Origin of the sequence: Erwinia sp. JUb26, assembly GCF_003751505.1 — a bacterium.
Lineage (GTDB): Bacteria > Pseudomonadota > Gammaproteobacteria > Enterobacterales > Enterobacteriaceae > Erwinia.
This window is the reverse complement of record NZ_RJVB01000003.1, coordinates 492,950-508,245: the sequence shown is the minus strand read 5'-3', so window position 1 is coordinate 508,245 and position 15,296 is coordinate 492,950. Positions and strand designations below refer to the sequence as shown.

12 protein-coding genes are annotated in these 15,296 nt (G+C 48.0%); 4 read left to right on the top strand and 8 right to left on the bottom strand.

Annotated features, from left to right (window positions below):
* Window positions 1-512 precede the first annotated feature (512 nt).
* Entirely contained in the window at window positions 513-1,988 is a 1,476-nt protein-coding gene (locus EC836_RS11055) for a radical SAM protein (RefSeq protein ID WP_123332972.1), read from the top strand.
* Window positions 1,989-2,064: 76 nt separating this feature from the next.
* Window positions 2,065-2,688 carry a LysE family translocator gene (locus EC836_RS11050; RefSeq protein WP_158612781.1) on the top strand — a complete coding sequence of 208 codons (624 nt, stop codon included), beginning with the start codon at window positions 2,065-2,067 and terminating at the stop codon, window positions 2,686-2,688.
* 136 nt (window positions 2,689-2,824) lie between these two features.
* On the opposite strand, the gene EC836_RS24615 is transcribed toward EC836_RS11050, so the two are convergent.
* The 3 genes from EC836_RS24615 to EC836_RS11040 all read right to left on the bottom strand — a co-directional run bounded on the left by EC836_RS24615 (window position 2,825) and on the right by EC836_RS11040 (window position 5,260).
* Window positions 2,825-3,019: a hypothetical protein gene (locus tag EC836_RS24615; RefSeq protein WP_148050368.1), complete on the bottom strand. Its 195-nt coding sequence runs from the start codon at window positions 3,017-3,019 to the stop codon at window positions 2,825-2,827.
* On the bottom strand, window positions 3,020-3,964 hold the full coding sequence (locus EC836_RS11045; protein ID WP_123332968.1) for an ArdC family protein: 945 nt from the start codon (window positions 3,962-3,964) through the stop codon (window positions 3,020-3,022). It abuts the gene before it with no gap.
* A gap of 426 nt (window positions 3,965-4,390) precedes the next feature.
* Entirely contained in the window at window positions 4,391-5,260 is an 870-nt protein-coding gene (locus EC836_RS11040; RefSeq protein ID WP_123332966.1) for a LysR family transcriptional regulator, read from the bottom strand.
* A 105-nt stretch (window positions 5,261-5,365) separates the two neighbouring features.
* Between EC836_RS11040 and EC836_RS11035 the strand changes: the two genes are divergently transcribed.
* Window positions 5,366-6,724 (top strand): MFS transporter, encoded by a 1,359-nt coding sequence (locus tag EC836_RS11035; RefSeq protein ID WP_158612780.1) that lies wholly within the window; start codon window positions 5,366-5,368, stop codon window positions 6,722-6,724.
* Here the strand turns inward: EC836_RS11035 and gcvA are convergent.
* Entirely contained in the window at window positions 6,662-7,621 is a 960-nt protein-coding gene (gene gcvA, locus EC836_RS11030; RefSeq protein ID WP_123332962.1) for a transcriptional regulator GcvA, read from the bottom strand. The two genes, EC836_RS11035 and gcvA, sit on opposite strands and share 63 nt — an antisense overlap.
* Before the next feature lie 118 nt (window positions 7,622-7,739).
* On the opposite strand from gcvA, the gene EC836_RS11025 reads away from it, so the two are divergent.
* Complete coding sequence (locus tag EC836_RS11025; protein WP_123332961.1) at window positions 7,740-8,687, top strand: DMT family transporter; 948 nt, start codon at window positions 7,740-7,742, stop codon at window positions 8,685-8,687.
* Window positions 8,688-9,181: 494 nt separating this feature from the next.
* On the opposite strand, the gene EC836_RS11020 is transcribed toward EC836_RS11025, so the two are convergent.
* From EC836_RS11020 to uraH, 4 genes are all read right to left on the bottom strand, one after another.
* On the bottom strand, window positions 9,182-10,111 hold the full coding sequence (locus EC836_RS11020) for an HNH endonuclease (RefSeq protein ID WP_123332959.1): 930 nt from the start codon (window positions 10,109-10,111) through the stop codon (window positions 9,182-9,184).
* The gene (locus EC836_RS11015) at window positions 10,108-12,423 is read right to left on the bottom strand and encodes an AAA family ATPase (protein ID WP_158612778.1); all 2,316 of its coding nucleotides are present in this window, start codon (window positions 12,421-12,423) and stop codon (window positions 10,108-10,110) included. The genes EC836_RS11020 and EC836_RS11015 overlap by 4 nt, the downstream gene beginning before the upstream one ends.
* Window positions 12,410-13,636 carry a DUF2235 domain-containing protein gene (locus tag EC836_RS11010; RefSeq protein WP_123332955.1) on the bottom strand — a complete coding sequence of 409 codons (1,227 nt, stop codon included), beginning with the start codon at window positions 13,634-13,636 and terminating at the stop codon, window positions 12,410-12,412. The genes EC836_RS11015 and EC836_RS11010 overlap by 14 nt, the downstream gene beginning before the upstream one ends.
* A gap of 1,151 nt (window positions 13,637-14,787) precedes the next feature.
* On the bottom strand, window positions 14,788-15,198 hold the full coding sequence (gene uraH / locus EC836_RS11000) for a hydroxyisourate hydrolase (protein ID WP_123332953.1): 411 nt from the start codon (window positions 15,196-15,198) through the stop codon (window positions 14,788-14,790).
* Window positions 15,199-15,296 lie beyond the last annotated feature (98 nt).

The window sequence follows — 15,296 nt, the reverse complement described above, 5'->3', positions numbered from 1 at the left end:
ATGGACGCAGGGTCTGACGTCCATCAGTGACGCCCATAGTAAGCATGAAAATGACTGCTCATGGCGTGTCAGTTTTTCATGACAAAAATCAGTGATGGGATCTCATCAAGTATCGTTATATATACACTGTTATGGAGCTCTGTTCAGAATAGTTACCATAAAGAAAAATATATTGTCCTTTACCTGCCCGTCCATTATCTCAGGTGAATACTGCGCATGATTACAATAATATTTCAGTCGGGAAACCAATAAAGCATAAACTATAATGAGATTTTTTCATTATGTTTTATATGGTATTATTGGATTTGCTAAGTATTGCTGACAGATATTACTGCAAATAAACGTTTTACATTATCACTATCCATATACAGAAAAAACTCACAGTCATCCATTTAACCATTTTGTTGTTTTATATCAAAAAGTCATTTCATATACCAGCACTGCTGGATAGTGGGAGTATTCTATAAACATTGTAAGATTTATTACTAAGGTAAAAGAAAGGTCTTAACACAATGATTATTTATTTAGTTAATGCTCCGAATGATCCAACAATGTCAAAAATTGCAAATGAGCAGTGCTTCCCTGCTCTCAATATGTTAGTTCTTGGGACATGGTTAAAAAAAAGGATTCCTGAATTTGAAGTCATATGTAGTGATGGTGGGATCGTAGGAGAGGAAGAAATCTTATCAGACATAAAACGGCTTAAGCCGTGGTTTGTTGGGATTAGTGTTCTTGCACCAACTTATGCTCCAGCCCTTCGTATTGCTTCAGAGGCAAAAAAAATTGGTGCATATACAACTTTCGGAAATGACCAAGCCTCTCAGTTATCATATAAAATACTGCAATATCGAAAAGAAGTTGATTTTGTGTTAGGTGCAGAGTATGGAGAATACCCGTTAGAAAAACTAATACGAAAACTTGCATATGATGACTGTAATTTTTCTGATATACCGTCCTTGACATGGCGAAATGCAAATGGTGATATTACAGGTTTCAATTATGATACGGACAAACATAAACTTGGCATACTTAACCATGAATTACTCGGTGACCGGGACAGAGATAATGCTTTAGATATTTTTCCTGCAACAAACCGCCTGCTATATTCTGAGGGCATCTGGTCAACAGCTTTAAATAATTATAAAAAGTCATTCGGACATTTGCATCATGGTGCATTACCATCTGGTATAACCACAATGAATCGGGTGAGAGGATGTAGTCGTGCCAATGAGAAAATAAAATGTAAGCATTGTGATATGCTGCTGGACATTTCATTTTCCAGTCCACACCGGTTTTGGGAAGAAGTGAAATTAGCAAATCAGCAAATACATGCTGAATTATTTTATGAAGTCTGCGATAGTCTTACAAGCTTTGCCTCTTATATGAGAAAACTGGTTAATTTCAGACCTTACGACCTTGGTTTTGATCCTTACTTTTTCATTTATGGTCAGGCCCTTGATATCGTCAGAAATGAAGAACTGGTGAGTACACTTAAAAAACTCAACGTTTTTAAGATGAATATTGGTCTTGAATCAGGATCTAATCATACGTTAAAAATGATGAAAGGTAAGCGAGATTCTGTTGATGTAAATTATGCAGCGCTGCGAAAACTCAAAAAAACAGGTATCTATGTCTATGGCTCATTCGTTCTTGGGACTGAGTTTGAGACGGAATCAACGTTAAGGGAAACTATTGAGTGGATTAAAAAAATAATACAAGAAGGATTAATCAGTGATATAGAAATACAACCCATATTACCTACTCCACAAAACTATTATGGGAAAAGAATGATTTCTGATGGATTAAAGTTTTCAGAAAATGACTGGCCGTTTAATGTTGATGAAATATCCAGAGAATATATTGAAAAATATTGCCCCGTTGATTATGACACTATAATTGATGCAGCCAAAGAGGTCAGGCATGAAGCCAGCCATTATAAACTTAATTTTGGTAGCGCAGTTTCAGGACAAGAGAAATACATGAAATAATTTCAGTTGCGCCATTTTACATCGGGCGGTATGTTATAAGAATGTCTGTTTAAGGCAAAGATAAAAGGTGACAATTGTGACTATAGAGTACTGGTTTGCTTTTCTTTCTGCTGCATTGCTGATAAATATTACACCGGGTCCTGATCTTTTGTTCATTTTATCAAAATCCAGTCGTTCCGGAAGATTGTCTGCTTTTTGGGGGGCGGTCGGTCTATGGACTGCGGCGCTGACACACGTCAGTGCTGTTGCAATTGGACTCTCTGCCATTATTTTCGCCTCCCAGACAATGTTCACACTTATCAAATATACAGGTGCTGCATATTTGATATGGCTCGGTATAAAATTATTTTTTAGTTCACAGGATTTATTGATCCCTGCACAAATCAAAGAGGGACGCTTAAAAAGTTTTGCCAGTGGTTTTTTAGTTAATATTTCAAATCCTAAAGCAGCCCTCTTTTTTATGGCCTTTTTACCTATGTTTGTACAGAGTGATGATGCACATCCGCAGATCCAGATGTTCATTCTTGGCATATTAGTTGTACTTGTTAAAGTACTGATAGAATTACTGTTAATATTCTGTTCAAGTTATATTTCTGGATTTTTCGCAAGACACCAAAACTCAGGTAAGATAGTGAGCAGAGTTTCTTCTCTTTTTTTTATCGGTTTTGGTTTGCAACTTATCATTTTAAGAAGACCTTAGGCCATAATTAAAAACAGTGACTCTGGAAATTTCTTTTAACAGAAGAAAACTCTCTGGAACTTTCTTCTGTTAAAATTTCTTTTTTAGACTGTAGTGTCTGCATTGAACCCTGATTTTTTCGTCACCTGCTACACTACTACAATGCCAGTGTAGATATACCGTTTGCGGGTCGTGCGGGCTCTTTGCCGCCCGCACCCGCAGTCTGCGGATATTCCGGGTATCTGATACCCGGAATATCCGCAGGAAAATTAATATCTCCTGAAATATCACTCATTCTGTCGGCCACGGTATAGGCTAAAGCCGCATTCCCTTGCGACACATTATTTTTCACTCAGACCTTATCCATCAGATAACGGTGCGCTTTAGATGCCGCACTGGCAGCTTTGAAGATATAACGCTTGTCGTTTTTCAGTGCTTTCAACCATGACGCAATATAACTTTCATGCTGAACCTCTCCGTCAATCCCCAGATCCGCCATCAGGAACGCACTTCCCAGCTCGGCGATCAACTCCTCAAATGCATACACCTCACTGCCGAACCTTCCTTTCATTTCACGGTTCAGGCGGCTTTTACCACCGCTCCAGTGCACCAGCTCATGCAGGCCGGTGGCGTAGAAATTAGCAGCATCAAAAAAAAGGTGACGCTCCGGCAGCCAGACCTCATCGTTTGAGGGGCTGAAAAAGGCGTTTTGTCCTTTCTCAACGATATTTGCGCCGCTCTTCCGGAACAGATTTTCAGCCTGCGGCAAAGGGTCAAAGGTTGCTTCCGGGCTGATTGTTTCCGTTGTCAGAGGCAAACCGTCAATTTGTTCAACGTTAAACACGATGAACGTCTTCAGCATTGGGATATAATCAGTTTCTCCGTCGTCATTTTCCTTCTCCAGCGTGGTGTAAAAAATGGCGGTCGTACCGTGTTCTCCCTTGCGTACCTGCCCACCTTCCGCTTTTGCCTGTTTGTAGGTCATCCAGCGTGAATCCTTGAATCCCTGTTCTGACGCACTGCTCCACAACAACATGATATTCATCCCACTATAAGCAGCACCAGTCGCGTAGTTTGAAGGTAATCCTGACATGCCCGGTACGCGCTGCCACGGGCAGAACCACGGTTTAACACCCGCTTCCAGGGCTTCAATGATGCTGTCTGTCACGATCTGGTAAATATCTGTCCGGGTTTTCAACCCTTTCGTTTTTGAGGAGCCTGAGCGCTCCAGCGACGATACGCTGGTCGCCGCTGCGGTGTTAGGGACGGTAGTCTGGTTGTGCAGGGAAATGGACATGATTTTTTCTCCGTCAGTGGTGTGATTTTCGTCTTCGTATCGCCTGACGGTTCGCTTTCCCGACGTCGTTCTGTCCCGCAGGGGCGCAGAATGCGTGCACTTCACCCTTGCGGGACGGGTTGCAACGGGAAACGATTAACCGGAAGCGAATACGGAAACGAAAGGCACACGGGAGAAAAAATCGCCCCCTGCATAACCAGGCGTAGCGCCCCTTACTTCGCAGTGGTGAAATGGGGTTGGGTGGGAGCTGGTCGGCGGTGCTGGCGGGGGAGGCTGAGCTTATGAACCAGACAGGTTATCGCTGAACAGAATATGTTCAGCCGGAGGAGTGACTTCCGTTGCGCTTATCCGGAAAAATCTCTGTCGCTACAGGCAGTTATTTAGTAAATGGTGTAGCAAATAAACGTTGAATTAACCAGTAACGGCTCAGATATCCTCAAAAGCAGTACTGATTGCCGCAATGACTGCCTGAATGCGCTCCGCTGACCAGACATCCGGATTGACGACCAGCCAGATATCGGCTGGCTCGCTGCGCGCAGGCATGACATTGACCAGTTCAGGACAGCATCGCTGCACGATTTCTTTGGCCATCATCCCCACGCCCAGCCCCTGGCGCAGCGCTTCAATAAGCAGCCACTGAGACGTTGCCTCCAGCACAAAATGTCCGTTTGTCAGCGGCTCTCCGCACAGCCGCTGCCAGTACTGCGGAACAGACGTCTCGGGAAACATCACCAGGTCATGGCCTGAAAATGCACTGCCGGGTACAGGCAGACCCCGTCGGGTAACATATTCCTGAGATGCATATAAACCCGGATGGAAGGTTGCCAGACGGCGGATAATTAAATTGCCGTCTGACGGACGGGCGCTACGTACCGCCAGGTCAGCGGCCCCCCGCCGGATATCCACAATCTCAGGAGAAGTGGAAAGCGTTACCCGGATGTCAGGGTGCCGTTGCCTCAGGGCTGCCAGTGCGGGCAGGATAAAACATCTGCCCAGCGAATCCGTCGAAGCAATATGGACTTTTCCTGCCAGGGATGCGTTCATTCCTGCGCTTTTACGTTCTATTATTGCCGCCGTGGCTTCCATCTGCTCAATATCCGGCAACAGTCGTTCCCCGTATTCCGTCAGACGGTAACCTTCCGGAGACCGGCTGAATAAAGCGGTGTTGAGCTCCTCTTCCATGTGGCGCAGGCGGCGGGCTACCGTGGCCTGGTCAACATTCAGGCTGACAGCAGCAGCACGTAAGCTTCCCGTCCTGGCGACCGCCAGCAGGTAACGGATATTATCCCAGTTCATAATGCCCCCGGCATTTTTGCAGCGGGGGTGCCTGTTTCCGCTGCGTTTTCAGGTATGCCTTTTCTTTTTACACTTCATACCCGGGTTCGCCAACAGGAAAAAAGAATGAAAGGTCCGCCCACAGTCCCACATGAACAACATCAGTTCATTGTCCTGGTTACGCTCTGCGCCGGGATGTTTATGGCCATTCTGGATGTGAATGTGATTAATATTGCCACCATCAACATCCGCTCCGAATTCCATGCGTCGGTTTCCGCCATAACCTGGGCGGTGGATGCGTATAACCTGTCGCTTTGTGGCCTGATGTTGTCGGGAGGCACGCTGGCTGACCGCTATGGCTCCCGCCGCATCTGGTTATCCGGGCTTGTCCTGTTTACCTGCGCTTCACTCGGGTGCGGTATGAGTGTGACTATGTGGCAGCTAATTCTCTTCCGCATTCTCCAGGGCGCTGGCGCAGCGTTGTTTATTCCGGCCTCATTCTCTCTTTTATCAGCGGGCTGGCCCGACAGGCATGCACGACAGCAGGCCATCGGCATGTTTGGCGGTCTGGTGTCCGTTGCGGCGGCGGCAGGCCCGGTGCTTGGCGGTGTTCTGGTGGGGGATTTCGGCTGGCGCAGCATCTTTCTCATCAATCTGCCTGTGGGCCTGTACGGCATCTGCTCCGGTTACAGGCTGCTGCCTGCTGCCTTGCCATCCCGTTTACGGGCGCTGGATTTCACCGGACAGGTTCTGGCGATGGCCACCCTGGGCTGTCTGAGCTGGGTCCTGATACAGCTCCCGGAACAGGAATGGGGCCAGAGTGCGCTGCCGTTAATGGCGCTGGCATCACTGTTATGCGCGGGAGGTTTTGTCATGGTGGAGCGCAGGAGTGCGTCGCCCATGCTGCCGTTAGCTTTTTTTCGCAGCCCGGCATTTAATCTCGCCAACCTCAGCGGCTTTTTTATCAACGTCTGTTATTTTGGCAGCCTGTATGCGCTCAGCCTTATTCTGCAACAGTACTGGCATTACACGCCTTTTCAGTCCGGTATGGCGCTTCTGCCGCTGGCATTTTTTCTCTTCGTAGGCAATCTGTCCGCCGGGCGGTTAATGCGGCGCTGGGGAATAAAAAAACAAATGGTCACAGGCCTTCTCGCAGGCAGCGCGGGTTATGCAGGAATGATATTGCTAAACGGACAGATAACCCTGTTGGTCTTTATCTCAATGGCCCTGCTCGCAGGTGGCGTGGCGTTTGCCGTACCGCCAATGACCGCAGCCGTACTTGCCGGCAGAACGCAGGACACAGCGGGTACCGCCTCAGCAATCCATACCACTTTCAGGCAGACAGGTTCCCTGGTGGGTATCGCGCTGGCGGGATTGATATTTTCATGCACAGAAGACCCCATCACCGTACTGATGGGATTATCAGCACTGGTCCATCTTCTTCTGGCGCTGATGAATGCGGTGATGCAATCTGACATTACCTAGCATATCTGAATGTTCATTCCTGGCTGCTGCTGTAGTCGTTATCCAGTCACGGAAGCGGCGACTTATCCTCTGCAATATGGCGGACTCCTCGTACACCAGGTAATACGCAATTGGTGAACTAATCGGCATTTCCAGCGGGTTAATCAGCATGCCACTTTCCAGTTCTTCGCGCACAAGAGCACTGCGAACAAGCGCGATACCTTTACCTGCGATTGCAGCCTCAATCACACCGTTGGAATCAACAAAAACGGGACCGGTGTCAGTATTCACGTCGGCAATACCCAGGGCGCGAAACCAGACTCCCCAGTCAAGTCGGTGCTCATCGTGCAGCAGTGTATACCTTGCCATATCGTTCGGTGATGAGAGTCCCTCTTCCGGTGCAATTAACCGCGGGCTACAGATCGGAAGAAGTCCGTCGTTCACCAGGCACTCGGACTCCATTCCGGGGTAGTTACCAGCACCGTGCCGGATAGCGAAATCAATCCCTTCAGACAGTAAATCAACGCGTCTGTTGGTGGTGCTGATTTGCACTTCCACACCCGGATTGGCTTTTTCAAATGACGGCAACTGTGGCAGCAACCACTGAATGGCAAACCCACTTGTGCAACTGACCGTAACTTTGTTCCTTTTTCCTTCATTCATTAAGCGTTGTGTTGCTTCTGCTATCTGGCTGAAAGCGGGCCGTATCGCCCGCAGATAAATGCGCCCTTCGGTTGTCAGTTCGAGACGGCGAGGAGTCCGAAAGAATAACCTGATGTTAGTCATGTTTTCCAGTTTCGCAATCTGCTGGCTGACAGCGCTGGGCGTCACACATAACTCTTCGGCTGCGGCCTTCATACTCATGTGCCTTGCAGCAGATTCAAAACACATAAGTGCTTGTAAAGGTGGCAGTTTCATAATTGGCCATGTTGTGAGTTAGAAAATCTTAATTATAAACAAAAATCTTGTTTGTCGGTATCTCTGACATAGTTCAAAGTTTCGCTGTTACTTCCTCTTCAAATAAAAAGGAATCGTTATGCGTGTTGCTGATTATCTCCGGTTACTTCTGCTTGCCGCTATCTGGGGGGCGAGCTTTCTTTTTATGCGCATAGCCGTGCCGCAGTTCGGCGCTATTAATACTGCTTTTCTACGAGTGTTATTTGGCTTTACAGGCCTCGCGGTCATTCTGCTCATGTTTAAATCCTCTTTTGACTTTAAAAATAAATTCAGGTCCTCAGTGATACTTGGCGTGATTAACTCCGGGTTGCCCTTCCTGATGTACTGCCTTGCGGCAAAATGGCTCCCTGCCGGGTATTCAGCTATTTTGAATGCAACAACACCTTTGATGGGGGCTCTCATTGGTTCTTTATGCTTTGCGGAAAAACTGACAGTCCGTAAATGGGCTGGCGTACTCCTGGGGCTTGTCGGCATCACTGTGATCACCACAATTGGAGAAACGCAGTCTGCTGGTAGGCAAATTGTCGGTGTTATTGCCTGCCTGATCGCTACAGGTTGTTATGGGATCGCCAGTTTTCTGACACGCAACTGGATTTCAAACAAAGGTGGACTCGATCCTGAAATCGTTGCCTTCGGTAGCCAACTGGGTGCATCTATTTTTCTGCTGCCCTTTTTCATATGGAGCACCAGCACCGGTCCTGCTGTGAACTGGCTATCGCAAGAAGCATGGATAAGCGTTCTTGCAGTGGGGGCGCTCTGCACTGCGTTTGCTTACATTCTGTATTTTCGCCTGATTGCCGATGTCGGGCCGTTACGTTCATTAACAGTAACATTCTTAATCCCTCCGTTTGGCGTGTTATGGGGATACCTGGCGCTGGGTGAAACCATCAACAACGGTTTTATTATGGGGTCAGTCATTATAGGGGTTGCGGTCTGGATGGTTGTCAGCCCGAAAAAAGATGCAGGAGTTAATTCATACAGGCTGTTACCTACGTTAAAGGTCCTTTTTGATAGGCTATCAAAATGAACGACCACTTATAATACTGAGCCTGACGGTCACATCGCGGGGACAAACTCAAACTTTCCTTGTAAAAGTGTTCATAATAATGAGCACTACATGCTGCGAGATCGCTCATATCAGTTCTATGTACCAGCTTCGATTGGTGGTCATTCTGGTGGTCTTGACAGAAAGGAATTTCAGGTTTAGCTTACTTATTAGCCAGTTACTGGCAAAGGCGATCCCAGTCAGAGGAGCCAAATTAAAGAAGCCCGCTTAAGGAAACTTAAGCGGGCTTTTTGTTTTCGTGCTTCTTACAACAAAGACTCACAGAAAGCCCCCCCGCTCTCTTAGAAGGCGGACACGCCCCTACCAGCAACACCCACTATCCTGTTCTCTTGCTTATGGGAATTCGTCAAAGGCATCTAACAGAAAACTACTTCTGCGGTTCAAAGGGTTATTGAATCAGATAAACAAAATGCGGCATTGCTCCCGTATGCGGGCTACGCCAGACTAACATCGCTTTAGCGCTCCGCCATCTTCGCTGTAAACTCGGTCACCCAGGCCGTGGCCATTGCCGAATAGGGTTGATCCGCTGCAGTCATTTTCTTCATTTCTTCCCCCGTCCACGTCATGAGCAATTCCAGCTTGCGATTAATACTCGCCTTAATCTCATCAGATAGCGGCGTAGCCTCAATCGCCTCGACAAGTTCACCGAGAGAAATCAGCATTTCACCTAAAAATACCAGCCGACGCAGATAGCGCGTCCGCTCCTGCACGAGACCGAGACGGTTAAGGCCGTAGATATGAATTGAGGTGACCCCGCGTTCACTTGGCCCTACGCCAATCGGGATCGCTAGGCTCACCGGTGGATTGCCGATGCTGACAAACCGCATATGCTCGTCGGGATTGTCATAGTAAGGGTTGAGCAACAGCGGCGACTCGGTCACATAGTTTTTATCTTCCGGCAAAAGTCTTGGCCCGCCACGCGCAACAGGAAAGCTGTCCTTCTTACCTGACGAGTTACGTGATTGCGTCTGGCGGTCCAGCAGTACGCTTAGTTCGGTTGCCCCGTCAACAAGCCGCTGTTTACGCTTACGGTTACAGTCAATACAGCTTGGCAGGAGGTTATCCCAGTCCATCGCCAGCCACCAGTATCCCGGATGGGACGCATCTTCGCTGACGGCACTTTTGGGGCGATAATGTTCAATGTCCACCGGTGCGGAGGCAGAAAAGAAGCTCTCACAATAGGCGCATTTATAATGAAACAGCGCATTAAGTCGCCATTTCACCTCATCGGCTTTATAAGCAACAAAGTCGTAGCTCTCTCTTTTCTCGCGCTCCACGGCATAATGCGCCCTCGAGCGTTCCAGTTCGGTGGTCCCGTCTTTATTCTTCGCGTTCAAGGCTGCGGGGGGTAACGTCTGCTCCTGCGTGCGGATGACCTTTCTCATCGCAGTACCTGCTTCAGAATATCGACAATTTTATCCTTTGTGCGCTCCCGCAATGCCGCGCGGGAATTCGGCGTTTCTCGATGCCGGTCCTGCAAATACCTCGCAACGGCTTCCTGCACCAGACGATGCGCTTCCGACGTCCCGACGGGCATTGCTGAGGCGATATCTTTCTCGAACGTGTAAAGTACTTGTTTTTCCACGTCATTTAGCGGGTCCCCTTGCTGCGCCTTTGCCAGCAGGTCGGCCACATGGGCCATTTGCTGGTTTATTTTGGGCTCAACAGTGGAATAGAGCTGGAAGAAGTCGGCCGTCAGAAGTTGGTCGATGCGCAGGGTATCAATATTCGGTAAAGCGGTTAAGGCCTGAACTGTGGTGGGTAATTCATCGTCCAATACCGGATTCTCATTCACCGTTTTTTGTAATACGACCACTTCGCCATCGCACATGCCCCGCAGGCAAAGCGGATCGTGAGTGGTGACAATAAAGGTCATATTAGGCAGCGCACGACGCAATCCCTTCATTATCTGCATTTTCCAACGAGGATGAAGGTGCGCTTCAACCTCGTCAATCAACACCACGCCCAGAGCGCTATCCAGCGTTCCAAAGGTGGGGTTATATTCTGGATTCATCAGCCCGGCCATGATGTCGCATACCATCGCCAGCACGGAACGAAATCCTGATGAAACAATATTCAGCGGGGTGCGAATACGAAGAGGCTCGCCGTTTTGTTGAAACAGCGGTGTTACGATATAGCACACCCCCGCCGCTTCATCGCGCTCTACAACGTCAAACTCTCCTTCGATCGCCAGAACATCACGTAAAGCGCGGATCACCATATTGAAGTGATCTTTTTCAAGCCCCAATAGCCAGGTCTGTGGATTGCCGAGCAGGTTGCCATCAAAAAGATTTCGCACCGGGTGATCGGCGGCATAGCGGCGCTGCTTATGCTGGTAATGACGGAAGGCGCCATACGCGAAAACAGGTCCAACATCAAAACCTTGTTCCCGGCTGATCTGATAACTACCCTTTTTGAGCGTCATTTTGAGGCGTTGCTGTTCTGAACTGAGAATATTGACATAAGCGGTATCAGAGTCACGCCCCGGTTTCCCCCCCATGTACCGCGGATCCAGCACATAGCTACGCCAGTTGAGGATGAGTTTTTTTCTTGCTCCCTCGGTGGCCAACGCCAATGCAATACCTTCAAGGATTGAACTTTTTCCGGTAGCATTTTCTCCAAGGATAAGCACCGCAGGAGCTATCGGAGCACCATCATGATCTACCGTCACTGGGGTGACCTTCAGCGCGATTTTTTGCAGCGATTTAAAATTTTCAAAATCAACTTCGTTTATTCGCGCAGGTTTCGCGCCAGAAATATCGTCCTCGCTGAACTCTTCATTGAATAGCGGTTCTTCACGCTGGTTCTCCTTTATGGCGTCAGTAAACCATTCCAAACCGCGTGGCTCTTTAAGCAACGGTAAGAACAGGCGGATAATCCTTGCAGGTGAGAGATTCGGTTTTGGTCCTTTGCGCGTGCCAATTTTTTCCGCTAGTCGCCGTAAGAGTAGATACCAGCTACCGCCAAATTCAATCTCTGAAAAACTGAACAACGTTTTGAGTTCGCCTGAGGATGAATACTTAATCGCTCTGGCAACACTTTCAAGATAGTTGCTAAAACGTATCGACCGCTTATTAACTAGTTCGCTGCGATTGAGGCCAAATGTGTTGATGGTTTCATTACCCGCTTCAGATTGCGCGACTAATCGACCTTCAACTTCTACCGAAAAATGGGAGTAAAAATTTTGGAGTTTGCAGGGATCTAACAGCAGAGCTCTCTCTTTAGGAGGCCACGCTGGCCACAGCCCTGTACCACTTTCCAGATACTTCATATACATCTCTTGCGTGGGGATCGGCGCCCGCAGCCCTATCACCGGAAAATAGTTACGACCATGCACGTTACAGTCTGCACAGGCTAGGTAGAAGTTCTGCCATGCGTTTGCCAACCAGGCATAGTAAATATGGCTATCCACCAAACCGTAATGAGGCTCTGCACCATTCACGGGGCGAAAATAATGTATGTTTAGTGCTGACGTTTGGGATTCACAAAACGCACAGCGGCCATTAAACAGCGAGTGAAGTGCAGACAGCACGCTGGAATAGCTGCCAGACTGAACGCTGCTTTGTGGGGCTCGAGTTTGCGCACGCCTATTGGGATCAAGCTGCAAAAACTGCCACATCCGCTCCCCGTTGCTAAAAAGCTTATCGCCCCGTAACTCCTCCGGTGGAGGAACACGCCGTCTGTCAATGTACTGCATCGATGCTTTCCTCGAGTTGTGGCTCTGAAACAACGTCATCGGTAAACTGGTAAGAACCTTTGAGGTTTATGGGACGGTAGTGCGGGTACTTCGCCATTCGCTCCCGAACCGAAGCGTGTATCAGCGAACCTGGTGGAATAGCGCGCGGTTCGCCCAGAGGCAGGTAGTGTCCCAGAAAAGTAGGTCGCGAAGTGCACCACTCGCGCCAGCGTTTATTTTTGGGGATGTACTCAAGGAGCCACCACAGCCTCCTCAGGGAACGGTGGAGCATTCCGGTAGCATCCGGGGGAACGAAGGTTTCGCCGCCGCGAGCCAGTTTTCCTCCCTTGCTGATCGCACGACGGCACTCTTCGTCATAGGTCAGACCGGCTTTTTTCGCCTCTTCCAGCATCCAAATCAAAGGATATTTGGAGAGTCCGCTTTCACTTTCAGGATACCCTCCTCCGACATCAGCATGAACTCCTGCGAACCAGACCTGCTGAATATCCTGAGAGATTTCGCTCTCTTTCCGGTAAGGAACAGGTCGGTAGGGTTGAGGGTCTATCCATCGGTTCAGACGAAACATACGCCGTCGTTCATCCATTGAAATGGCCTGTCGAAAGCACTTCACCGCCTTGTTGGTTCGGGTGAAACGAAGAGTTTGTATGCTTGGCAGCAGGCGATCGCTGCGGGGTACTATCACTGAAGAGACGGTATCCCATACGCCGATAAATTCAATTCTCGCAGGTCGCCCGCCCGCAATACGGCCAAAGAGCCAGGCGTCCTCCAGATCATTAGAGGTAGCTGTGGCAGAACGGTCGCCTCTGGCCTTTTTATACGCCGTCAGGCCGTATTCGACCAGATTACGCTGCCCAGGCGGAATGATGCCGATAGTTTCAACTAACGCAGCTACAACACGCACCGTGTAAGCACCTCGGCTGAACCCAAGCAGATATATTTTGTCTCCTTCATGCCAGTTCTGGCACAAAAAATCGTATGCCTTGAGTACGTCGTTATCCAGACCATACCCTGCTCCCAGTCCTAATAACAGGCGACATTTTTGTTTAAACCGTTGCCAGGGATTATCCAGCGCCAGCGTGCCCACTCCCGGCGTATAGAAAACTTGCTGCTGTGTATTTTTTTCAAGAATGCGATAAAACTTGAGTACGTTTGACATTGTCCGATTTAATTCATTACCAGTCCCATCGCAGCAAATAACAATCCGTCTGTCCATTTTTATCTCCGGCAGCTTGGCCTAAAAAATTATCACACAGAATTTAAATAAATAACTTCATTGTTAATCTATGCATTAAATTAATTTACGGGTATTAATTCAATGATTCTTAAGCTCAATATAAAATTGTTAAATGACATTACACCCCCTTAACCATCACTCAAATTTTATTTGTTGGAGATAAATCGTTAAGCTGAAATTATTTATTTTCACAGATTTTCGGCGAATCAGGTTCAATGAAAAAGATGTTCGCCAGAATAACTCCATCTTCAATCATCACCGTATGAAGAAAGAATCTAAATTTAATAAAAACAATGGTTCATTATCTGGAATGGGTTTCTGGTTTGAAGACAAAAATACCTGACATACAAAGCATAATACTTGACTTGTGTACAGAAAAGGAAAATTAGAAAAAATTAGTGGTCATTCTGATGCTACTGACACCACAAAGCATAACTTTATATTAATAATCAGTAAGTTAATTAAAAAAGCGTCCCGAGTCAGAGAAGACAAGAATGTCCGTTTATGTTCTTAGAGCAGCCCGTAGCCTCTCGAGTGAACTGTTCATGTCGATAGCGGATAGATGTGTCATTCGCATTGGCGACATAGCCGACAGCACGCTGATTGCTAGTATAATAGCGATGCAAACGCGCGTACAGTGTGCGAGCCCGGCCTATCTGGAAAACTGCCTCACTGAATGAAATAGCTTCCCATCGTTTAATCGACAAATTGCACAGTGCAGATCTGCTCTGCTGGTCGAACGTGATTGGTCATCCGGCCAGAGAGCCCCCTGCAGCCCATATTTGGCTGTGACAATTTCGACGCAATGCGCCAGGCCGTGGTTAAGAGTTGGGGATCGCTTTCCTGCCTGTCTGGGTGGAGGGAGATGACATTAACAGTAGCCCCTGACACAACTCTTCCCAGAGTTCGATTCGCAGCCACATAGAACGATCAACACATGAAGCGAAGTGTTCAAAACCCCTTTTAACTAACAAGCAACCATTGGTGGTCATTCTGGTGGTCTTAACAGGATGAAGCTTGAAACTTATCATATTTATTAGCAATTTACATGAAAATATGATCCCAGCCAGATGATCCATACTTAAAAAAAACCGCTTAAGGAAACTTAAGCGGGCTTTTTGTTTTGGTATTCAGCTCCCACGATACGTGGAATAGCCATACTGGCTCAGCAGCAGCGGAACGTGATAGGTGGTGGCGGTATTGCTGATGTGGAATTCCACCGGGATTTCTGGGAAGAAACTTTCCTGTTTGCGGTCCGTGAAGTATTTGCCGGTTTTAAAGATCACGCGATAGTCGCCCGTCTCGAACGGTTTCTCCGGCCACAGCGCCGCCACACGGCCATCTTCGTCGGTGCTGGCGGTGTTCAGCACGGTCCAGCTGTCACCCTGTTTTTTCTCGAGCGTTACCGCTACATGCGGGGCGGGCATCCCCGTTTGCTGGTTCAGGATATGCACACTGATCGGGTTTTTACCGGCGGCAAGGGCCATACCTGGCGCGGCCAGCAGCATAGAGAGGGACAACGCAGCGACGGACTTTTTCATGTTTTATTCTCCTTTGTTAGTGACCGTGCCGTTATACCTGCGCGCGGGTCGTGGTTACCTGTCACGAAGATGACCATATTGTCATCTGGCGCTGAAAC